Below are 22,721 nucleotides of genomic sequence, written 5' to 3' on the forward strand. Positions count from 1 at the left end.
GCAAAATAAACGCCTAAATTAAAGGCATTTATTTTATGAGACCTATACTATTAATTATATTGAAATTGTTTATTATATAGCAAATATGAAAGTTATTTTTTAAATAATTTTTATTTTATTTAAAATTACACTTATATATTTATATAATAATTAAGTAAATTAATTTTTTAAATATATTTACAATAAATTTAGATTTTTTTAAAATAGTTAGGAGAAGTAAATGTGAATTTTAATTATAAATGAAATTTTAGAGAACAAAGTGCAAAAATTGATAAATTAGTTTTAGAACATATAACAAAAAAATGAGAAAAATGAGATTGAAGAATAAAAAATACAAGAGATAAAAAGAAATATAAAATTGTTGATTATCAATATCGAACAAGAAAAATAATGTATGGATTAGTAACTTATAAAAGAAGAATTTATGAATATTTTGATGAAAAATTACAAAAATGAGTTCGTGTTTGTTTAGTTGATGAATGACTAGAATTACCTAAATATAAAAGAATTGGTGAAGATGTTGAACAAACTATTATTGAATATTTTGCTGATGGAAAAAGATATCATGATATTTGTGCTATTTGTAAAAAAGCAGGTATTAGTGTTAGTACTGTTCATAGAGTTTTTAAAAATTTAGAAGTAATTGAAGCAAATCCAGTAAAAGTAAAATTAGAAAAAAATCAACCTATTTTTGTAGCAATTGATGATGGACATCGAAAGTTTTGAGATTTTAAACGTAAAGGTATAAAACACTCTATGAGATTAATAACAACATATACAGATAATATTAATCATAAAGTACAAAATAAAAGAGTAAAAGCAATTATTAGACCAACAAGAACAGCAATTGGAGTTAAAAAAACTGCTGAGAACATTGTCAAAAATTTTATGAAAATGTTGAACAAGCAAAAATAATTATTTGTGGAGATAGTGCTGGATGAATTAAAGATGTAGCAGATTATCTTGGTGCTGAGTTTGTTTTAGATAAATTCCATTTAATTAGAACATTATATCTTGGTATAATGGCGGGAAATAAAGGAAAATATTGAAGTGAATATAATAATTGTAAAGATTTCATTAATAATGGTCAATATGAACAATTAATTGATTATTTATATAAAGAATTAGATAATCATAAAAAGTTAAAAAAACAATATTTTAAAAATAATAAAAAAGGTATTGTTAATCAAGGTGCAAAATGAAATATTGGTTGTTTTACTGAAACAAATATTTGACATGTTTTAAAAGAAATGATTGTTAATAGAACATATAGTATTTTTATTTATATAAAAATGGTTATTTTTAAATGTAATCAAATAAATTTAAAAACATAATTTTACTTATTTTAAAATAAAAAATTAAAAAAACTTATTAAATTAAAAGTTAATAAGAATTTTTGTTATATATTTATGTTAATTAAATTATTAAAATGTTTTTATAATTTATAAAATTGAGTATTTTAATTGTAATATTTTTAAATTAGTAGTAAGATAAATTTACAATTTCATAAAAATCCAAATTATTTCTTGTCTAAAATATAATAAGACTACAACGATTTAATTTATTCCGGATTTTTGACAATCTCCCTTTTTTCTTTCTCCTTTTAAATCTAGAAAAATTTTAGTTATTTTTAATAATTTAGTAATTAATTAAAAATAATTTTCTGATATAAATTATATATTTTTAGCACTTATTAATGATTTTCATAATAATTTTCTTTTGTTGGTGTTGTTTTAATAATTTTAAAGTTGAATAAAAAAATATTTAAAAAAACTGCTCAATTGAGCAGTTTTATTTTAAAAAATGTTATTTTTGAATTAAATATTTTATATAAACTTTAAATTGGTTGTTCTGGATTGACTGTAACATCTAATTCATTAGATTTACCATATAAGGTTAATGGAATAGAATAATATAATTCGTTATTATTAGCATACATTAAACAATTATTAGCAAATTGATTTTTATTTAATTCTGTTAGAAGCTCATAGAAATTATATGTTTGTCAACCTTTATTAACATTATCTTCTCAATAATATAAATTTCCAGAAAAAGTTGAACTCTTATCTAATTTTAAAGTTAGAATATAGTCAGATTTAGTATTATTTAAAAATATATCATAATCTATATTTACCTTTTTATGAGGTAATACATTTATTTTTTGAGATGGATATTTTAATGTTACTGATTCAGAATTTGTATTTGTGGTACTATGGCTAAAGTTAAAATTAAAGGTTGTTTCTTCAAAAGGTATTGATATTTTTTCACTTATACCAACATCATATGTATTAGTAACAGAATAAGTATTTGTTACTTCTTTATCGTATTCTTGTGTACTAAGTTGTTGTTCAAGGTTTGTATTATTTTTAAGTTCTGTTTGTTCAGAAGTTTCAAAGGTCTTAGTTAAATTTATTAATGAAATTTTATCATTTGATAAAATTTCATTATTTTTAATATTAAGTTTCATATTTTCCAATCAATAACCTTTATTTTTCATATGACCCATTACAAGAATATCTAGAAAATTTCATATATTAAAATCAAATTCTTGTCTATAACTTAAAGTAATTTCACCTTTATAGTCACAGTTCCTTCAATTATAGCACTTGTAGTATTAATAGACCCTTTAATATTAAAATCATTAATAGTTAAAATACTAGCATCATAATTTATGCTTTTGATACCAATTAAAAGTTCCTCTTTGGTTGGAATTAAATTTTTTGCTAAAATTTTAATAAATCCTAGGTTTTGATTTGCTATAAGTAAATTTAAGTCTTTTTTCTCTTGTGTGGTTGTAATATTTATATTTATCGTTTTTTCACCAGTAAAGTTTATAGAAGTACTTAATGCAATTATTTTTATAATTAATTTTCTATTTTTAATATCAGCATCTTGTAGAGGTATATTATTATTTTTACTAATTTTTACATCGCTTAGTTGTAAATTTGAAAATGTTTTTTTTCTTAATTTATTAATTAATTCAACTTTAAAAACTTTTACATTATTATCAAGTGTTGTAATGTCTAAGTTATCAGATAAACCTTTTAAATCTTTTTTATGTACAGGATATACTGCTCCTCCACAAGCAACTAAACTAATACTTGTTGGTGTTGCAACCATTAAAGATAATATAAATCTTAGCAGTTTTCTCATAATTATTTACCACCTTATCTTTTTCTTATTAAATTTTTTTATTGTTTAAATTTTGGTAATTTACTGGGATTATAAATTTTTGAGCCAGTAGCAAAATTACTGTGTTCTATTATTTTTTTTACATTTGATTTTGAAAGGTTTTGATTGAATGATCTTGCATTAAAAAACATTTTATTCATATTTGTTACATTAGAAGTATTTCAATTTGAAATATTTTGATTAAATGTTAAAGCATCAGCAAACATTGAATTCATATTTATTACATTTGATGTATTTCAATCTGCAAGACTTTGATTAAATGCAATGGCATTTTGAAAGATAAGACTTAAATCTGTTACTTTTGAAATGTCTCACTTTGAAATATCTTGATTGAAGACAATAGCATCTCAAAACATATGTTTTAATGATGTTATTTCTGATGGTAATTGATCTGGCACTTTTTGAATTGTTTTTGGCATTTTAACCACTTGAATTTGATTAATAATGTTTTTATAAAATCCAATTTGAACAATTTCTTTGCTATTTATATTTGATAAATCTGTTTCATTAGTTGTTATTTGTTCTCCATCTTTGTCAATGTAAATTGTGTCCTGTTGAGTTTTATTAATTATATGTACATTTTGTTGCCAACTACTATTTAAATTAACATTATTTACATTTCCAACAGTAATTGTAATTGCTAAAATACTTAATGTTGTTAATATTTTTTTCATATTATTAACAACCCCCCTCCTTTATTTTTTGTTATTATAATTTTACATGATTTTAAAAACTAGTTATTTATGTATATATCTTTTCATATATTGTTAAGTGATAGTTTAATATATTTATAACATTATCTGCAACTTTCGATTTAATTTTATTTAAACTTTGGTATACTAAAACATAGTAAATAGTTTATAAGCAAAAGATAGGTGAATAAATAATATTATGAGTATCGATAAAAAATACATTAGAAATTTTTCAATTATTGCCCATATTGATCATGGTAAATCAACTTTGGCTGATCGTATTTTAGAATTAACTAATGCTGTTTCAAAAAGGGAAATGAAAAATCAATTGTTAGATTCACTAGATTTAGAACGTGAACGTGGCATTACAATTAAACTAAATAGTGTACAACTTAAATATCAATCATTAGATGGTCATACTTATTTGCTTCACTTAATTGATACTCCAGGTCATGTTGACTTTACTTATGAAGTATCGCGTAGTTTAGCAGCATGTGAAGGTGCCATTTTAGTAGTTGATGCTGCTCAGGGTATTGAAGCACAAACTTTAGCAAATGTATATTTAGCATTAGATAATGATTTAGAAATTATTCCTGTTATTAATAAAATAGATTTACCAAGTGCTGAACCAGAAAAAGTTAAGGAAGAAATTGAAAAAGTATTGGGTTTACCTGCTGATTATGCGCCTTTAATTTCTGCAAAAACAGGTATTAATATTCGCGATGTTTTAGAAGCAGTTATTAAATATATTCCTTATCCAATTGATGCTGATGATAATGAACCATTGCGTGCTTTAATTTTTGATTCATTATATGATAAATATCGTGGAGTGATGGCATTTATTAGAATTAAAACTGGTGTAATTAAAGTTGGCGATAAAGTAAGAATGATGTCAACTGGTGCCGAATATGAAATTACTGAATTAGGAGTACGCACACCAAAAGAAGAAAAGAGAGAAATGTTAACAGCTGGTGAAGTTGGTTGAATTAGTGGTGCAATTAAAATAATTAGTGATATTCATGTTGGTGATACGATTACTAGTGTTATTAATCCTGCTGATGCACCATTACCGGGTTATAAAACTTTAAAACCAATGGTTTATTGTGGTTTATATCCAATTGATACTAATAAATATCAAGAATTAAAGGATGCATTATATAAAATTCAATTATCGGATGCCTCATTAATTTTTACTGCTGAAACATCACAAGCATTAGGTTTTGGTTTTCGTTGTGGTTTTTTAGGGTTATTACATATGGATGTTATTCAAGAACGTTTAGAGCGTGAATATAATTTAGTTTTAATTTCAACAGCTCCTTCTGTAATTTATGAAGTAAATTTAACTAATGGTGAAAAGTTAATAATTGATAATCCAGCAAAATGACCAACTGTGCAGACAATTAAAAGTGTAGAAGAACCATTTGTGCAAGTAACAATAATGACACCAGAACAATATGTTGGTGCATTGATGCAATTATGTCAGGATAAACGCGGAACTTATTTAGATTTAAAATATGCTGATAATTTACGAAGAACTCTTATTTATAATATGCCACTGAATGAAATTGTCATTGATTTTTTTGATAAATTAAAATCAATATCAAAAGGTTATGCTTCATTAGATTATGAATTAATTGGTTATCAGGAAAGTAAATTAGTGAAAATGGATATTTTATTAGCAGGTAATATTGTTGATGCATTATCTGTTATTGTTCATAAGGATTTTGCTTATGATCGTGGGCGTGTTTTATGTGAAAAATTAAAAAAATTAATTCCAAAACAAAATTTTGAAGTTGCTATTCAGGCTGCTATTAATAATAAAATTATTGCTCGTCAAACTGTGCAAGCAGTTAGAAAAGATGTTATTGCTAAATGTTATGGTGGTGATATTACAAGAAAAAGAAAACTTTTAGAAAAACAAAAAGAAGGAAAGAAAAAAATGAAATCGATTGGTAATGTTGAATTACCACCAGAAGCATTTCGTGCTGTTTTAAAAATAGATGAAGAAAATTAATAAAAAAGTTATAAATATTTGCTTTGTTTTTTTCTAAATTGGATTATTTGAAAATAAAAAATTAATTGATCTATTTAAGTCAATTAATTTTTTATTTTCATAAAGCATATTTTGAAATAAAAATGAGATTTCTCACAATTTTATGTTAAATATATAGTATTTTTTTAATTCTGCAATTATTTCCATTTTAATTTTTATGTAATTTTTTTTGCATTTCAATATTAATTAAATTCTCTTGACTTTTTAAATGATTATTTTCTAAATTATTTTTTATTATTGCGTGACACTCAATTTCTCTAGAGTAATTTTTAATCATATTTTTTATGTTATTAATCATTTTATATTCCCCATTTCAAAGTTTTATAAATAATTTATTTATATTTTTTATTATATCATTTTATTTATAATTTTTATAAATAAAATGATATAATTTTCTATAATAAATCTAGTATTCATAGAAAAATAAATTAAAAGCAAGTTTAAATAAAATGATATAATAAAAAAACAATTCCCTAAGAAATTGATAAAATTTTAATTTATAATAAGTAATTAATAATAATTACTTAAATGGGGAGTAGGGGGTTATGTGAAAATTTTATTAAAAATAATTGATTGTTTGAACCCAATTTCTATTTTTAAAAGTATTAAAAAGTATATAGAAAATAGAGCTAAGATTGAAGCAAAATTAATTGATAAAGAAAAGCAAAGACAACATGAAAAAGATTTACAAGATTCTAGATTTAAACATGAATCACTTGAAAATGAAAAAGACAGAAAATTACAAAAAGAATTAGCTGAAGAAAAAACTAAAAGATTAGGGTTAATATTAGAAAATAAATTAACTATAAATAGACAAAATTATTATTTAAAACATGATAATAATCCTAAATTAGAATTGGAACTTAAAAGAAAACGAATTAAAGGTAAAAAAATAAAGTAATATGTCAATATCGAGTGAAAATTTCCCAAAAATATTTATCAAAAAAAATAAAAAAGAAGTAAAATTTAACAAATAAAAGTTGCTTTGTTTTGAAAGTAAATATTTTTATATTTACTTTCAAAGGAGAACAAAATTATGAAATATTTTAGTCCAAGTTATTGATTTAAATTGTGAGTATTAACTGCTCCACTTTTAAATAATAAAATACAAGGTATTAATGGTAAGTCAATTGATAATTCAAATATTAAAAATTGAGTTAGAAAAAATACGACTAGTTTAGATTTAGTAAATCAACAATTAAATTTTGCAAGTAATAATCAAACAGATTTTATTATTAACAACCCAACAACAAATAGCAAAATAAATATGAATAAACATCGTCATGAAAAACACAGAAATCGATTAAAAAGAACATTAAATGGTAAAAACGAAATAAGGGGTAGTTGAGGTAAAGTAACTTGTTCATTTACACCAAAAACTTTTGAAGGAATAATAGCTGATTATCATTATTGAAAAGATAATCCTGCATGAGAACTTGGCGAAAAATTTAAAGAGGATATGATGCAACGATATAATTCTAATGATATTTCAATTACTGCAATTTTTCCATGAACATGAAAAGAAATACAACAAGTAGGTAAAACAATTTGAGATAATTTTTCAAAAATTGAAAAAGTATATACAGATAGTTCTAGAAAAGAACGTATAGAAATTGTACTTTATGAAAAACCATTTAATTGATTTGATTTTGAATCAGTAAGAATAATAACAGAAGATGAGAAATATTATCCAAATAATCGTCTTGATAATTTAGAAAATGATTTTCCAGATTGAAATAAAGCTAAATTGTAAAGGTAAGTGCAACTAAATTATTTTTCTATCCAAATATTCGATTGGTGAAAGATAATTTAGTATTTTTCTCGGTTTTTGATTTAAAGACAATATAAATTTATGAACTTCATTTTTATTAGTTTTTGAAAAAATAAATTTTTTAGGAAATTTTTCTCTAATTAAACCATTAGTATTTTCATTAGTACCTCTTTGTCAAGGTGAATATGGATTGGCAAAATAAATTTTTACATCTAAATTTTTTTCAAGTTGTTGTCAATTTGAAAATTCTTTGCCACGATCAAAAGTAATAGTTTTAACAATGTTTTTAGGAAGAATTGATAAATAATAACTGACATTTTTATTAATAACTTTAGTAGTTCTGTTTTTAACTAATATTGCTAAAGTAAATCGTGATACTCTTTCAACTAAAGTTATTAAACATGATTTGCTTTTACCTCGTGATGATACTATAGTATCTCCTTCTCAATGACCAAGTGTTATACGATCATTAACATTTATATCTCGTTCTTTAATTGATTTACCATTAAACTTGCCACGATTTTCTTTAGATTTTCGTTTTTTACCTTTTCTTCTTAAATTTTTACTAGTAACTTTATCAAGCATTCCAAAATAAATTCAAGTATAAATTGTTTTAAAACTAATAACTCATTCTTTATGAAAATTTTTAATTCTGCCATAAATTTGTTCAGGTGATCAACCTAATAGTAATTTTTGTTGTACATATTTTACTAAATTCTTATTTTTAAACTTATGAAAACTAATATGTGATTGTTTTCGATTTTCAGCTTTATTTTGTGCAATTAATGAAAAATAATGATTATTATCTTTATTTCTATTAATTTCTCGAATAATAGTACTAATACTTCGATTAAGATTTTTAGCTATTTCACTAATTTTAAATTTAAATTTCAATTGATTCTCAATATAAATTCTTTCATCTATGCCAAGATGTTTATAACTCATATAAAAACTCCTTACTTTTTTCTAAACTAAATTTAGCATTATGAAATTTTTATATGAGAATTTTTTGCAATTTTATTTACTTGCACTTACAAGTATAACTCAGCAAAGATATAAAAATTAATTTAGGAAAAATTAATCATAACGTTGATAACGAAATTAAAAGTGCCATAAAGAAAAAATATCATAATTTTAAATTATCAGAAGTTTATTTATTGGATAAATCTAATTACTCACACTTTATTGGCTATTTTGAAAAAAAATAATTGTTGGTACTTTTAGTCCCTATTCTTATGGTTTGACAAAACCAACTTTTACCTATGTAACACAAGATAAATTTAATGAAATTTCAAATATTATAGCAAATGATTCAAAAGTTAAACAATGATTTGCACATATAAATGAATGAAATTCTACTTTACCACAAGCAATCAATAATTCTAAAACATTTAATCCTCAAGCATTATATAATTGAAAAAGACAAGAAAAAGAAATAATAAAAGGTTATATAAGAGATTGAAGTTATATTTCAACTTTAATTGAACATGAATTAAAGTTAGATGAATTAAACAAAAATATTCAAGGAATCAAAGCAGATTTTGAAACTTTAAAAAAACAAGTTAATGAACTTGACAACAGACTTCTAAATCTAGAAAATAAATCAAATTTAAATTGTGAAAACACATTAACTATTGTTAATGGTGCTTTAAATACTATTCCCATAATTGGTAATGTTGTTGGTGGTATTACAACAATGGCTTCTGGTGCTTGTGCTATTGGTGGTGTATAATTTTATTTTTTTATATCTTTAAAATCAATTTTAAGGCATCAAATTTGCTGCTCGACAAACGATTTAAAATTTTATATAGTTAAGTATTCACAAAAATAATCTTTTATAAAAAGAATTTTATCTAATTTTAATTTGGTATTATTAGTATCCATATCTTCAAGGATGGTTTTTATTTGGTATATAAACCTTTTTAGTTTTTATCAAATCTTCTTTGATAATTGGTTTTGGTGCTATTTCTTTTAATTCATATATTTGATGATTATAACTAAGATATAACTCATTAATAAACGATTTAAGTACAATTACATCAGTTCTAGGTTGTATGTATTGAACTTTGCTATTTTTATAAGGAAAATACTTTTTACCATAATATGTTATAGTTGAACCACTATCCGTTTTTCTTTTAGAAAATCTTGAAAGATAAATATTTATTTCTTCTTGGTTTGGAGCTTTAATCATAGCAGATTTATTATTATCAATAGGTAAGGCAAATTGCTTATTAAAAATACTTATATATATTTTAAGAAATTGATTAGCTTCTTCTAAATTTTTAATTTTATTAAGTCTAAGTTCACTAATTAAGCGACTTTGAAGTGTTCCAAATAAGCGTTCGATTCTACCCTTAGCTTGTGGAATGGAAGTTCTAATAATTTCAACACCTAAATCATTACAAGACTTTTGGAATTGAGTATAAGTATCATTTTCCGTGTTTATTTTGCCAGCATCGATTTGTTTTTTATATCCAAAAACTGTTCTATTATCAGTATAAAATGTTTTTGGTATGCCATATTTAGTTAAAATTTGATAAAAAACATTATAATAACCATCTAATGTTTCTTGATGATCAAATCATAGTCCGACAATATTGCCTGTAGCATCATCAATTGCAGCATGTAAAAAAGCTTTTGGTTTATCCTTACCAAATCAATGATGATTACTTGCATCCATTTGAATTAATTCACCAAAATTTGTTCTTCGGTTTCTTGTAGGATGCAAGTTATTTTTCTTATTTTTATGTCTTTTTGGTGAAGTAATTTTTTCTTTAATTAATATAGTATAAAGTGTACTATATGAAATTTTAATTTTTTCTTCATTGTTTAATTTCTCATGGAAATGTTGAAAATTAAAATTATAATATTTGGTTTTATATAAATTTATAATCTTAATTTTGATTTCAAAATTTGTTGTTTTATTAGAAATTTTATTTCGGGATTTATGAATAAAACCAACTTTACCTTCTCTATTGAAAATTTGAATTAATTGGTTAATTCTTCTAATAGTTAGGTTAAGTTTATTCTTAGCTTGATGTTTAGATAATTTATTAATAATAATGTCATTTATAATATTAAACTTATATTTTTCTTTCATAGTCATGCTTCTTTCCATATTTATCACCAAGTATATTTAACTTTACTTTTGGGAAATTTTTGCTCGATAACTAATAGGAAATTATCACTAAATAATGACAAAAAAAATAAAGTAATATTGTATTTACAAAAATATGAGGTTAAAATTGATATAATCACTCTATTGAAGGTGATTTTAAGGAGTTTTGATAATGGATTTAAATATCAATAAAAATTTAAAAACAAAAGTTTTAAATAATTTTTTAAATTTATTAGCAATTAATTTAGCAGATACTTATTTAGAAACCTTAAAAAAATATAAATCAAAAGATGTAGATGAATTAGTATTAAATTTTTTAGATCAAATAGTTTATTTAGTCGATGAAGAAATTGATATAACAAACGTTAAAAATAGTTCAAAAATATCAAAAATGAATACTAAACAAAAAGAAAAATTTAATAATGCTTTAAGAAAAGATAATAAATATCGAAAAATGTGTTCAGTTCTTAATTTTATATATCGAGTAATAAAAGAAGAAGAAACACAAGAGCAAGTATTCAATAATATATATCATTTTTATGAAAAATCTGATGCTGAAACTTTAGAAATATTTTCTAATGATTATAAAGAAAAAGAAAGATTTGATTTTTTTAAAGAAATAAAATTAAAGTTAAAAAATAGTAATAGTTTTTTATATAAATCAAATTTACAAGCAAATATATAAGTTTAATATATTTATAAAGTATCTTTAAAAACATCTCTAATATTTTATTAGAGATGTTTTATGAATAAACAAAATTATAAAAAATTAAAATGATTTATAATTTTACTATTAAATTTTCAATAAGTATTACAATTTTTTTAAAAAAGAACTAACTTAAAATTAGTTATTTTTATATATTCCATCAGTAGTTGTTGCATAAATAGTAAAATTATTAGAATTATAAATCAATTCATTAATTGAATTAAATTTATTTTCATAGAATAAAGTGAAGTTTTTTTCTTGATAACTTTTTCATATATTACCATCTTTATCACCAACTAAAACCCCTGTTCCAAAAGTTATTACTGTTGTATTTATTGTTTCTAAAGTTTGCTTATATGGTAAAAAATTAGCAATAGTAACACGTTTATAATAAACTTTTTTACTGTTGTTAGTAACAAAGATTGTTTCTTTATTATCAACAGCAATACTTGTAATACCACCATCTTTTAGTTGCTCAACTAAATTAAAAGGATTACCCCCAATACTTTTAAAAATCATTCCTTCTGTATTACCAGCATAAATTAAGCCATTTTTAGTTGTTTTTAAAACTGTAATGCTACCTGTTGCCCCATCTATTTTTTCTAATTCAGTTGTTGGACTTGAATTAGTATATACCCCTTGATTTGTTCCTATATAAATATTATTTTCTTTGTCAAAAGTCATTGCTAATAATTGATATGAACTTAAAGTATATTTTTCAGCAAGTTGATCATTTTTAAGAATATAAACTTTTAATTCATTATTTTTTTCATTATAAGTTCCAACATAAATTGTGCCATTAGGTGTTGTAATTAGTGATTTTATTTTATAATCATAATTAAGTAAATTTATTTCTTCAAAAGATTGACCATTGTCACTTTTATAAACAATACCTTCACTATTAACGGCATAAGTTTGTTCCCCCTTAAAAGTTAAACTATTAATTTCACCAGTAGTGCCTGTCATTTTGTTAAAGCTAATTTTAGAAACATTGTTTTTATTTAAAAAAGTAGTATTTTGATTGCTATTAATTATTTTATTATTTGATAATATCATCCCTAAACTTGTAACAGTGGTAATTAATAACAATTGTTTAAATTTCATTTTTATTCCCTCCTTTTTTTAAAATTAAATTAAGATTTAGCAAAAATACATTATTTTTTGTATTTGTTTTTTGGTAAATCTTAATTTAAGTTTATATTTGCAAAAAATAATATACAATAAAAAATCTAAAAAAATGTGAATTACAATTACACTTTATCAAAATTATATATGTAATATGTATTGTTTGCCTTTATTTATATTGTGATTCTTAGTTAGTTATGGTATTCTATTATGGTATTCTATATTAAAAGATGGTCTTGTAAGTGAGGTGTTTGTTATGTTAAATTTAGATTTTGTTGGACCTCACGGCATTACTGATACTTATGGTGGATGGTTTCATGTTTATGCATTTGCTATTATGTCGGGTATTTTTGCTTCAATTATTGCTTCTTGAGTAAAATTTAAACGTTATCGTGTTCCTACTGATTCTTTAGCATGATCAATAATATTTATTATTCCTGCTTCATTATTTGGTGCTAGTTTTCTTGGCAAGGATGATCCTAATAAGTCAATTAGTTTTTTTGAAAAATTTGCATTTTGAAAACCAGGGATGTCTATTCATGGTGGTGTTTTATTTGGAATTATTGCTGGTGCAATTATTTTTTACTTTGTTGGTCGTAAGTATAAAATATCATTATGAATATATGGTGATTTAATTATTCCTAATATTTTATTAGGACAGGTATTAGGACGTTGAGGTAATTTCTTTAATCATGAATTACTTGGTAACGTTGTAAATTATGATTCATTATCATGATTACCTGCTTTTATTCGTGATAATTGTTTTAAATTAAATGGTGGACCAAGTGGCACTCCAGAAACTATTAATGGTGAAATTGTTTATCGTGCACCAATATTTCTTTATGAATCAATTGCTAATTTAGGATTATGATTAGTGATTACACTTGTTGTTCCAAATCTTGGTAAATGATTTGGTAAAAAGCCATGAAAAGTAGAGCCAGATAAGTTTCAATTTGATTTTAAAAATAATTTTAAATACTGAGGAAAAATAACTTTTAATCCAAAATATTGAAATAAAGTAAATCGTGACCCAAAACATTTGACTTGAACTAAAATGTGAAATGAAGTTTACTATTATAATCAAGTACCAAAAAATGTAGTAAATAAAGCATTAGCAGAAGTCAAACCTTCTGGTAAGAAAATTAATGATTATATAAATAAAAGCAAAAAACTTTATGAAATAAATAATCCACATCATTATCGAATGATGCATGCAGGTGTTCAAATGGGACTTTACTTTTTTGGATGAAATTTAATTAGATTTATTTTAGAGTTACAGCGCCCACCAGAAGATTTATTTTTAATTAATCGTCCAATTCTTGATTATACAGTTTTATTATTGATTACTTTCTTTGGCCTGTTTCTAGCAATATTTGCACAATTTGTTGCAGCAAAATATTTACGTAGCGAAGGATGAACATATGAAAAAGAATATTATTAATATTCTTTTTTATTATTAAAATAATTATTATAACAGAAAATAAACTATTAAATAGATAATATTAATTAGATTTGGTGTTTTTGTTATAATATTTATATACTAATGTATGAGGTGAAATTAGTGTTAGCAGTAGTAAGTGATGATAGTAGTACTAATACCATTAAGTTTTTAGGTTTTGAGATTCCAATTACTACTTTTTTATATTCAATGGGTGGGTTAGCACTTTTGATTTTTCTGTTATTATTATCAATTTTATTAATAATGTATTTACGCAAAAGGATTTCTATTAAAGGATACTTAAGTTTAGAAGAAAAAGATTATCAATTTGAAGATAAAATTTTGGAAATTGAACATGAAATTGCCAAATTACAAAGAAAATTTTATTCAAGTAAACATATTTCTAAAAAGACAAAAAAATATTTTAACTAATTAAATGTAGGTGATGTATATGTCTAAAATAAAATTTAAATTATTTGATAAATTTTTTTCACAAAAAAATAGGTTATCAGATAAAGAAGGTTATCAAAAATCAACTAATAATAATACTTATTTTAGCAATGTTGTACCACCAATTAATAAAAATAAAGAAAATATTCATAATTCTGATTTTAATGAAAATGATTATAATGAAAAAAAATATGATGGTAAAAATATACAAGTTACTAGTTCTTATATAATACCTTTACAAGAAAAAAAGACAGTGCCGATCAATGAAAACTTTACTAAAGAAAAAGATATGTATTATGATCAACCACAAACATTTAATACTATGGAAATAGTTAGTTATAAAAATAGTTTTAAAATTCCAAAACCAATTAGCAGAGAAATTAAATCAGAGAAGCTAAAACAATTAATTTTATTATTTATTGGTGTTATGACATTAATTATTGCTTCAACTTTTATTGGTTTATATTTTGGTATGATTAACATAAAAATTATTCCTCATCCTGTAATTACTATTCCATTAGCAATTATTGCTCTTACTATTATTTTAATTAATATTATTGAATTTGTGACATTAAGAAGAGAAGTGGATTTATATATTGAAAGAACATTAAAAGGGTCATTATTACCTCCTAATTTTATAATTAGAAATTATCGTAAAATTCATGCTAACTTGATAATTATTAATTGAATAAGTATTAGTAGTTATATTGTTCTTGGTATTATTATTGGCATTATGTTTTTGATTAGTGGTCAGAAATTAACTTTTATTATTCAAAAATGAACAGTTAATGTTCCTGATATTATTAAAGATGCAATAACTTTAACAATTATTTTAGGTGTTATTTTCTTTATTCATATGATTAATATTGTTATTTTTAAATTTCGTAAACGTAATATTATAAGTTATTATGGCTATGAAATTATTAATCCACAAGAGTTAAATCAATACAAAAAAAAGATAAATAGAATATGTATGATTATTACTATTGGTTTTACTGCTTTAATATTTTTTGCAATTGTTATTCCAATATTTGTATTAAAAAGAAGAAAGAAAAAGTAAAAAAATATTGAATATTATCTATATATAATTAGAGTATGTCATTAAATAAAATATTTTATGTAATAAAGATTATTTTTAAATAAAAACTAATTTGTATTATGTAAATATTTTTTTATTAAATAGTTAAATTTAAAAAAGTAAGTATTTATTTACAATATTTAATTAGTTAATAACTTTTTATAAATTTAATGTATTATTAACTTGTATAAAATATTGAATCCAAAAAATCAAATAAAAAAAGTAAAATGGGAAATATGAGAAATTTATAAGGATAGAGTCCAAAGGAGAATTAAGTTATGAAAAAATTATTAACAACATTAAGTTTTTTAACACTTGCAACAACCGCAGGAAATTTAACGAATTTCTTAAACTCAACTATACAAAAAAATAATATTACAACTAACTATATTCAAAATAAAACTCAACAAGATACAATTTACATTGATGAAGATGGAAAAGAACAAACAACTAATGCACATGATTTATTACTTATAAAAACTAAAGAAATTGTTCAAATTGGATTTTATAAAAATGAGAAAGAAGAAATTCAAGTTGTCAGAATGCCAGTAACAGTTGAGAAAGTACCTAATCAATTACCACAAGAAATAACATCTTTAAAAAATATGTTTTCTAGTGCTTTTGGTTTTACTGAAAAATTTAATCAAGATATTTCATCTTGAAATACTTCAAATGTAAAAGATATGAGTAGTATGTTTTATGGTGCTATGTTATTTAATCAAGATCTTTCAAAGTGAGATACTTCAAAAGTAACAAATATGTCATGTATGTTTCAAGGTGCACAGCAATTTAATCAAGATATTTCATCTTGAAATACTTCAAATGTAAAAGATATGAGTAGTATGTTTTCTAGTGCTATATCTTTTAAACAAAATATTTCAAATTGAAATACTTCTAATGTAACAAATATGTCAGCTATGTTTGAAGGTGCAAAGCAATTTAATCAAAATATTGGAAAATGAGATACTTCAAAAGTAAAATCTATGGGTTTTATGTTTAGCAATGTTTTTGATTGATTTTCAATATTTAATCAAGATATATCAGAATGAAATGTATCTAATGTAGAAGATATGAGTTATATGTTTTATAATGCTAAAGATTTTAATCAAGATCTTTCAAAATGAAATGTAGAAAAAGTAACAGAACATAAAAATTTTAGTGTTAATTCAGGAATTGATAATCCTAACAAATTACCAAAATTTAAAAATTAATTCATTAAAATTTGTTATATAATTTTTTGTTAGTTATAAGTAATTTTTTTTGATTAATATATTATAAAGTGTGTTATATGAAACTTTTATTTTTTTCATTAATTATTTTTTAAAAAAGCTAAATTGTAAAGGTAAGTGCAACTAAATTATTTTTCTATCCAAATATTCGATTGGTGAAAGATAATTTAGTATTTTTCTCGGTTTTTGATTTAAAGACAATATAAATTTATGAACTTCATTTTTATTAGTTTTTGAAAAAATAAATTTTTTAGGAAATTTTTCTCTAATTAAACCATTAGTATTTTCATTAGTACCTCTTTGTCAAGGTGAATATGGATTGGCAAAATAAATTTTTACATCTAAATTTTTTTCAAGTTGTTGTCAATTTGAAAATTCTTTGCCACGATCAAAAGTAATAGTTTTAACAATGTTTTTAGGAAGAATTGATAAATAATAACTGACATTTTTATTAATAACTTTAGTAGTTCTGTTTTTAACTAATATTGCTAAAGTAAATCGTGATACTCTTTCAACTAAAGTTATTAAACATGATTTGCTTTTACCTCGTGATGATACTATAGTATCTCCTTCTCAATGACCAAGTGTTATACGATCATTAACATTTATATCTCGTTCTTTAATTGATTTACCATTAAACTTGCCACGATTTTCTTTAGATTTTCGTTTTTTACCTTTTCTTCTTAAATTTTTACTAGTAACTTTATCAAGCATTCCAAAATAAATTCAAGTATAAATTGTTTTAAAACTAATAACTCATTCTTTATGAAAATTTTTAATTCTGCCATAAATTTGTTCAGGTGATCAACCTAATAGTAATTTTTGTTGTACATATTTTACTAAATTCTTATTTTTAAACTTATGAAAACTAATATGTGATTGTTTTCGATTTTCAGCTTTATTTTGTGCAATTAATGAAAAATAATGATTATTATCTTTATTTCTATTAATTTCTCGAATAATAGTACTAATACTTCGATTAAGATTTTTAGCTATTTCACTAATTTTAAATTTAAATTTCAATTGATTCTCAATATAAATTCTTTCATCTATGCCAAGATGTTTATAACTCATATAAAAACTCCTTACTTTTTTCTAAACTAAATTTAGCATTATGAAATTTTTATATGAGAATTTTTTGCAATTTTATTTACTTGCACTTACAAGTATAACTCAGCAAAATGTTGAAAATTTAAATTATAAATTTGTATTTCTCTTTTACTTTTGGAAAATTTTACTTGATAACTAATAGGAAGTTGTCACTAAATAATGATAAATTTTAAAAAAATGTTTTCATTTATTTTTTTGATGTTATAATTATTCACATTAACTAAAAATAGTACTTAAAAACTATAATGAGCAAACACTCATTAAAGTTTTTTTTATTTTTAGTTAATTTTAATAAAAGTAAGGCATTGGTTTATTTTTAGTTTAAAGTTTACAATTAGAAAATTCGAGAATATATAGATAGGATGAGAAAGTAAATGCCAAAAAAAATCAAAATAGAGGAAGACAAAAAACTTTAATAAATAGTCCAAGTATTACTGAAATGCAAAATTTAAAACTAATAGAATTAGAATTAAAAGAATTAGAAAAAGAAAAAGAAGAAAGTACTATTAATGAAGAAAAAAATATTCATATTCCTTATCAAAATTTAGTTGAGGAAATTACTAATTTTAATGATTTAGCAACTGAGATGACTATTAATACTATTAAACAAAAGGCGTTAGATTGAAGAAAAAGAGAAATAGAATTAAAAGCAAAAATTGATTCTTTACGTACCCAATCATTTAATATTTTTGGTGTTTATAATGTTTGACTAATTCAAGAAGTATTAAATATAGAACCACATTGATGAAATCGTTTTACTAATGCCAGAGAACAATGAAAACAGCTTACAAGTAAAATAAATAATATAACAAAAGAAGAATTTATAGTTAGAAATTTATGTAGTAATAGTATCAGTGATGTTGAACAAACAGAATTGAGAAGAAAACAATTGAGAAAACAATTTAAAAATATTAGTTTTGGACATTTCAGTAGAGAAAAATATTATTCATTATTTCAAGATTGAAATACCATTATAAATAAATTACAAAATGAATGCGATCAATTAAGTCAAGAAAAAATGGAAATGATACTTTTTTTTTAATAAAGACGGTGGGTAATGCCAACAATAATATTAGTAATAATAAAGTATTAGAAATAATTAAAGAAGTTTTTCCTTTGTCAAAAACTGAAATTTCATTAGAAAATAATAAAGCAGAAGAAATACAAGTAAGTGATGAAGAAAATTTAAAAAAACAACTTGCAGAAGAAAATCAAAAATGTAAAGAAATAATGGAAACAAAAAAAGATGAAATAATTAAAAAAACTAGTTCTTTAAAGAAAGTAAATAAAGAACTAAATACTAGTATAGATATTTGAAGTCAAAGATTAAAAAAATTAAAAAAACAATTTAATGATTATGAAAATAAGCATGGAATGAGTTTAAAACTTAAAGAAATAAATATTAGAATAATAACATTAGAAGCAAAATTACTTGCACTTTTAGAAAAAAATCAATTTAAAATCAAATGATATCGTGAATTACCTTCTAAGTTTGAAGTAGGAGAATATGTTATTAATGAAAATGATTTAGAAAATGCAAAAAAAATAGGAATCCCAATGTTATATGAAAAAGATCTTAAGCAATTATTAGAAAAATATAAAATTACAATTAAAAATAAAAAATATAAAATTGATAATGATAATGGTAGTATTGTTGTTGCTGGTGTCAAGAAATTTGAATTAAAATTAGGAAATTATGGTGGTAGTTTTGAAATTCCTACTTTATTGCAAATTCCTAGTTTTTCTCAAAATGGTAATAGCAATATTCTAGTGAGTGGTAATAATACTGTTAATGGTAATCAATCAGGATCATTATCAGAAAGTGGTGGTACTACTGATAGTGAACATGATAATGATGATAAAGAAACTTTATCAATATTTACTAGTTCAGAAACTTGTAATAATGGTATGTTAGATCAGACAATGTTAGAAACTAAAAATAATGTAGGTTCTTCTTTATAAATAAATTAAAAAGAATGAGTTTTAATTAATTTTAATTAAACTCATTCTTTTAACTTTTTTTCTTTTTAATATTTTATAAAATATAGTCTATAAAATATTTTTATGAATAGTATTTTTTACATTAGATTGATTATCAATTATTACCCATTCATCTTCTTTGTTTATTTCTGATTTAGCATCATTTAACATATCATATTGTTCTTCAACATTTATTTCTGATTTAGCATCATTTAGCATATCATATTGTTCTTCAACATTTTTGCTATTGTTATTATCTAAAATTATTTGATTAATTTTAGTTGCATCATTTAATATCATATTATATTCATATTTACTTATATTACTTGATTGATTTGTTAGATTATTTGAGTTTAATGTAGTTTTCTTTTCATCATTTTTTTGTATTACTTTTATATTTAATTCTTGTTTTTTATTTTTGTAAAAATTTCATGAATAGTAACCAATTCCACCAGCAAGACATACTAGTCCCACTGTAAGAGGATTATTTGGAAGTATTGATTGTAATAAATTAGAAAGTATTTCAGAATTAATTTCGCTCTCATTTGTGTTTAAAAATTTCATTTTTATGTTCCTTTCAAATCAAAATAAAAACCTATTTATTTACAAAAATAAATAGGATAAAAACTTATATTAAATTTTTACTAAATAAATATAGCATAATTTATATATTAATTGTTAATAAGTTATTTAAAATTTTTATAAAAAAGCATATATCCAAAAAAATATTGACTTTCGCGTTAAAGTTATATATATTACAAAATAGTATTTGAATAAAGCTAATAAATTATATATAGAGGAAGATATAAGATGCCATCAAAATTAGTAATCATGGAATCTCCAGTTAAAAGTAAAGCAGTACAATCATATTTAGGTAATGATTATTTAGTGTTATCTTCGGATGGACACATTCGTAATTTAGCAATTAAAGGTCAATATGGTTTGGGAATTGATTTAGAAACTTTTGAACCAATTTACAAAATTGATCGCAAAAAAATGCCAAAGGTAAAAGAATTAAAAAGTAAATTAAAAAGTATTACTCATGTTTATCTAGCAACCGATCATGATCGTGAAGGAGAAGCAATTGCTTATCATTTAGATCAAGTATTAGCAACAAGTAATATATCATCACGAATAACTTTTAATGAAATTACTAAAGATGCAATTTTAACAGCATTTAAATCTCCACATAGTATTGATTTACCATTAGTTCGTAGTCAAGAAGCAAGAAGAATGGTTGATCGTATCATTGGTTTTCGCTTAAGTAATCTATTACAAAAGAAGATCGGTTCACGTAGTGCAGGGAGAGTACAATCAGTAGCATTAAAATTAATAGCAACAAGAGAACGTGAAATTATTAATTTTATTAGTAAAGAATTTTGAACAATTAATAGTACTTATCAAAAAAAAATAATATTAAATTGTGAAAAATATAAAGAAGAACTGTTAGTTATTAATAATGAACAAGAAGCAGTTGCTATTAAAAATGCATTAAGTGATAGTTATCAAGTAATTTCTGTTACTGAACAAAATCGTAAGCGTAATTCATTAAATCCATTTACTACTAGTAGTTTATTACAAGCAGCATCAACACAATTAAATTTTAGTACTGCTAAAACAACGCTTATTGCTCAGCAATTGTATGAAGGAATTGATGTTAATGGAACACTTACTGGATTTATTAGTTATCCTCGTACTGATTCAATACGTTTAAATGATAAATTTATTGAAAATGCCAAAACATTAATTGTTAATAAATATGGTGAACAATATCTTGGACAGAAGAAAGAACAGACTAATAAAAAAAATGTGCAAGATGCTCATGAAGCAATCAGACCAACTGATTTAACAATGAATAATAAACGTGCTATTGATTTTTTAAATAAAGATCAATTAAAACTTTATAATTTAATTTATTTTCGTGCCCTTAGTTCATTAATGGCACCAGCACAATTAATTAGTACTACTGTTTTATTTAAAAATAATGATTATCAATTTCGTTTAACAGGACAACAAATCAAGTTTAAAGCATTTTTAATGCTTGATGTAGAAAGTCTTGAAAATGAAGAACTTTTAGTTTTACCAAAATTTGAAAAAAATCAAATTATTAAAGTTGAGTCAGTAAATTTACAGCAACACTTTACTAAACCAAAACCAAGATACACAGAAGCTAAATTAATTAAAACATTAGAAGAACTAGGAATTGGTCGACCATCGACTTATAATCCAATTATGAACACTATTAAAGAACGCGGTTATGTTATTATTGAAAATAAGTCTTTTAAAGCTACTGAGAAAGGTCTTTTAACTAATGATAAACTTCAAGAGTTTTTTTATGATATTATTAATGAGACATATACTTCACAAGTTGAAACTCAATTAGATCAAATTGCTCATGGTAATTTTGATATGCATCAAGTGGTAAAAGACTTTTGAGTTAAGTTTGAACCAAGGATTGATGATGCTTTTGATAAAATGACTGAGTTTAAAATTAAACCGGTTTTATTAGATCAAGATTGTCCACTTTGTGGTGCCCCACTTGTGCAAAGAACAGGAAGATATGGTAAATTTAACGGTTGTTCAGCATTTCCAAAATGTCGATATATTCAAAAACAATTAGAAAAAATTAAACCTTGTTTAGTATGTACAGATGGTTGAATGGTTGTTAAATCTTCAAAACAAAATCGAAAATTTTTAGGGTGTACTAATTATCCAAATTGTAAACATGTTGAAAAGTATCAAGAAGTTACTTCTGATAAAGAAGTAAAGTAGGTGAAAC

23 protein-coding genes are annotated in these 22,721 nt (G+C 22.7%); 14 read left to right on the top strand and 9 right to left on the bottom strand.

What is annotated here, in order from left to right:
• Positions 1-222: 222 nt before the first annotated feature.
• A complete protein-coding gene (locus AACL03_RS01455) occupies positions 223-915 on the top strand; it encodes a UPF0236 family transposase-like protein (RefSeq protein WP_339038924.1) in 693 nt (230 codons plus the stop codon).
• Between the two features lie 107 nt (positions 916-1,022).
• On the top strand, positions 1,023-1,334 hold the full coding sequence (locus tag AACL03_RS01460; RefSeq protein ID WP_339038926.1) for a hypothetical protein: 312 nt from the start codon (positions 1,023-1,025) through the stop codon (positions 1,332-1,334).
• A 503-nt stretch (positions 1,335-1,837) separates the two neighbouring features.
• Here AACL03_RS01460 and AACL03_RS01465 read toward each other — a convergent pair.
• The 3 genes from AACL03_RS01465 to AACL03_RS01475 form a co-directional block, all read right to left on the bottom strand.
• Entirely contained in the window at positions 1,838-2,467 is a 630-nt protein-coding gene (locus AACL03_RS01465; RefSeq protein WP_339040162.1) for an ETX/MTX2 family pore-forming toxin, read from the bottom strand.
• 92 nt (positions 2,468-2,559) lie between these two features.
• Positions 2,560-3,153 carry a hypothetical protein gene (locus AACL03_RS01470; RefSeq protein ID WP_339038928.1) on the bottom strand — a complete coding sequence of 198 codons (594 nt, stop codon included), beginning with the start codon at positions 3,151-3,153 and terminating at the stop codon, positions 2,560-2,562.
• A gap of 38 nt (positions 3,154-3,191) precedes the next feature.
• Positions 3,192-3,866, bottom strand: coding sequence for a BspA family leucine-rich repeat surface protein (locus AACL03_RS01475; protein WP_338959110.1), 675 nt, complete (start codon positions 3,864-3,866; stop codon positions 3,192-3,194).
• A 223-nt stretch (positions 3,867-4,089) separates the two neighbouring features.
• Between AACL03_RS01475 and lepA the strand changes: the two genes are divergently transcribed.
• Positions 4,090-5,898 carry a translation elongation factor 4 gene (lepA, locus tag AACL03_RS01480; RefSeq protein WP_422397462.1) on the top strand — a complete coding sequence of 603 codons (1,809 nt, stop codon included), beginning with the start codon at positions 4,090-4,092 and terminating at the stop codon, positions 5,896-5,898.
• Positions 5,899-6,085: 187 nt separating this feature from the next.
• Here lepA and AACL03_RS01485 read toward each other — a convergent pair whose 3' ends face one another.
• Positions 6,086-6,235, bottom strand: coding sequence for a hypothetical protein (locus AACL03_RS01485; protein ID WP_339038931.1), 150 nt, complete (start codon positions 6,233-6,235; stop codon positions 6,086-6,088).
• Between the two features lie 249 nt (positions 6,236-6,484).
• On the opposite strand from AACL03_RS01485, the gene AACL03_RS01490 reads away from it, so the two are divergent.
• Together AACL03_RS01490 and AACL03_RS01495 are read left to right on the top strand one after the other, a co-directional pair.
• Positions 6,485-6,838 carry a hypothetical protein gene (locus AACL03_RS01490; protein ID WP_339038933.1) on the top strand — a complete coding sequence of 118 codons (354 nt, stop codon included), beginning with the start codon at positions 6,485-6,487 and terminating at the stop codon, positions 6,836-6,838.
• Between the two features lie 135 nt (positions 6,839-6,973).
• Entirely contained in the window at positions 6,974-7,690 is a 717-nt protein-coding gene (locus AACL03_RS01495) for a hypothetical protein (protein WP_339038935.1), read from the top strand.
• A 12-nt stretch (positions 7,691-7,702) separates the two neighbouring features.
• Here the strand turns inward: AACL03_RS01495 and AACL03_RS01500 are convergent, their stop codons facing one another.
• Positions 7,703-8,653 (bottom strand): IS30 family transposase, encoded by a 951-nt coding sequence (locus tag AACL03_RS01500; RefSeq protein ID WP_339038665.1) that lies wholly within the window; start codon positions 8,651-8,653, stop codon positions 7,703-7,705.
• Positions 8,654-8,948: 295 nt separating this feature from the next.
• Here AACL03_RS01500 and AACL03_RS01505 point away from each other — a divergent pair, with 295 nt between their 5' ends.
• On the top strand, positions 8,949-9,440 hold the full coding sequence (locus AACL03_RS01505; protein ID WP_338980346.1) for a hypothetical protein: 492 nt from the start codon (positions 8,949-8,951) through the stop codon (positions 9,438-9,440).
• 141 nt (positions 9,441-9,581) lie between these two features.
• Here the strand turns inward: AACL03_RS01505 and AACL03_RS01510 are convergent, their stop codons facing one another.
• Entirely contained in the window at positions 9,582-10,826 is a 1,245-nt protein-coding gene (locus AACL03_RS01510; RefSeq protein ID WP_339038937.1) for an ISNCY family transposase, read from the bottom strand.
• Positions 10,827-10,998: 172 nt separating this feature from the next.
• Here AACL03_RS01510 and AACL03_RS01515 point away from each other — a divergent pair, with 172 nt between their 5' ends.
• Complete coding sequence (locus tag AACL03_RS01515) at positions 10,999-11,511, top strand: hypothetical protein (protein ID WP_338980700.1); 513 nt, start codon at positions 10,999-11,001, stop codon at positions 11,509-11,511.
• Positions 11,512-11,670: 159 nt separating this feature from the next.
• On the opposite strand, the gene AACL03_RS01520 is transcribed toward AACL03_RS01515, so the two are convergent.
• Entirely contained in the window at positions 11,671-12,636 is a 966-nt protein-coding gene (locus tag AACL03_RS01520; protein ID WP_339038939.1) for a hypothetical protein, read from the bottom strand.
• Positions 12,637-12,913: 277 nt separating this feature from the next.
• Here AACL03_RS01520 and AACL03_RS01525 point away from each other — a divergent pair, with 277 nt between their 5' ends.
• The 4 genes from AACL03_RS01525 to AACL03_RS01540 all read left to right on the top strand — a co-directional run bounded on the left by AACL03_RS01525 (position 12,914) and on the right by AACL03_RS01540 (position 16,834).
• Complete coding sequence (locus AACL03_RS01525; RefSeq protein WP_339038941.1) at positions 12,914-14,098, top strand: prolipoprotein diacylglyceryl transferase; 1,185 nt, start codon at positions 12,914-12,916, stop codon at positions 14,096-14,098.
• Between the two features lie 120 nt (positions 14,099-14,218).
• Positions 14,219-14,527 carry a hypothetical protein gene (locus AACL03_RS01530; RefSeq protein ID WP_174480536.1) on the top strand — a complete coding sequence of 103 codons (309 nt, stop codon included), beginning with the start codon at positions 14,219-14,221 and terminating at the stop codon, positions 14,525-14,527.
• A gap of 19 nt (positions 14,528-14,546) precedes the next feature.
• Entirely contained in the window at positions 14,547-15,605 is a 1,059-nt protein-coding gene (locus tag AACL03_RS01535; RefSeq protein ID WP_338980692.1) for an MSC_0882 family membrane protein, read from the top strand.
• 296 nt (positions 15,606-15,901) lie between these two features.
• Positions 15,902-16,834 (top strand): BspA family leucine-rich repeat surface protein, encoded by a 933-nt coding sequence (locus AACL03_RS01540; protein WP_339038944.1) that lies wholly within the window; start codon positions 15,902-15,904, stop codon positions 16,832-16,834.
• Positions 16,835-16,975: 141 nt separating this feature from the next.
• On the opposite strand, the gene AACL03_RS01545 is transcribed toward AACL03_RS01540, so the two are convergent.
• The gene (locus AACL03_RS01545) at positions 16,976-17,926 is read right to left on the bottom strand and encodes an IS30 family transposase (RefSeq protein ID WP_339038665.1); all 951 of its coding nucleotides are present in this window, start codon (positions 17,924-17,926) and stop codon (positions 16,976-16,978) included.
• Between the two features lie 475 nt (positions 17,927-18,401).
• Here AACL03_RS01545 and AACL03_RS01550 point away from each other — a divergent pair, with 475 nt between their 5' ends.
• Both AACL03_RS01550 and AACL03_RS01555 read left to right on the top strand, forming a co-directional pair.
• On the top strand, positions 18,402-19,004 hold the full coding sequence (locus AACL03_RS01550; protein WP_339038946.1) for a hypothetical protein: 603 nt from the start codon (positions 18,402-18,404) through the stop codon (positions 19,002-19,004).
• Positions 18,956-19,924: a hypothetical protein gene (locus AACL03_RS01555; protein ID WP_339038948.1), complete on the top strand. Its 969-nt coding sequence runs from the start codon at positions 18,956-18,958 to the stop codon at positions 19,922-19,924. Before AACL03_RS01550 ends, AACL03_RS01555 begins: the two co-directional genes overlap by 49 nt.
• Before the next feature lie 87 nt (positions 19,925-20,011).
• Here the strand turns inward: AACL03_RS01555 and AACL03_RS01560 are convergent, their stop codons facing one another.
• Positions 20,012-20,506, bottom strand: coding sequence for a hypothetical protein (locus AACL03_RS01560; protein ID WP_339038950.1), 495 nt, complete (start codon positions 20,504-20,506; stop codon positions 20,012-20,014).
• Positions 20,507-20,752: 246 nt separating this feature from the next.
• On the opposite strand from AACL03_RS01560, the gene topA reads away from it, so the two are divergent.
• Positions 20,753-22,714, top strand: a complete 1,962-nt coding sequence (gene topA, locus AACL03_RS01565) for a type I DNA topoisomerase (RefSeq protein WP_339038952.1) — start codon at positions 20,753-20,755, stop codon at positions 22,712-22,714.
• The last annotated feature ends 7 nt before the right edge of the window (positions 22,715-22,721 follow it).

The sequence above is a fragment of the Spiroplasma endosymbiont of Andrena trimmerana genome (assembly GCF_964019575.1).
Taxonomy (GTDB): Bacteria; Bacillota_I; Bacilli_A; order Mycoplasmatales; family VBWQ01; genus Spiroplasma_E.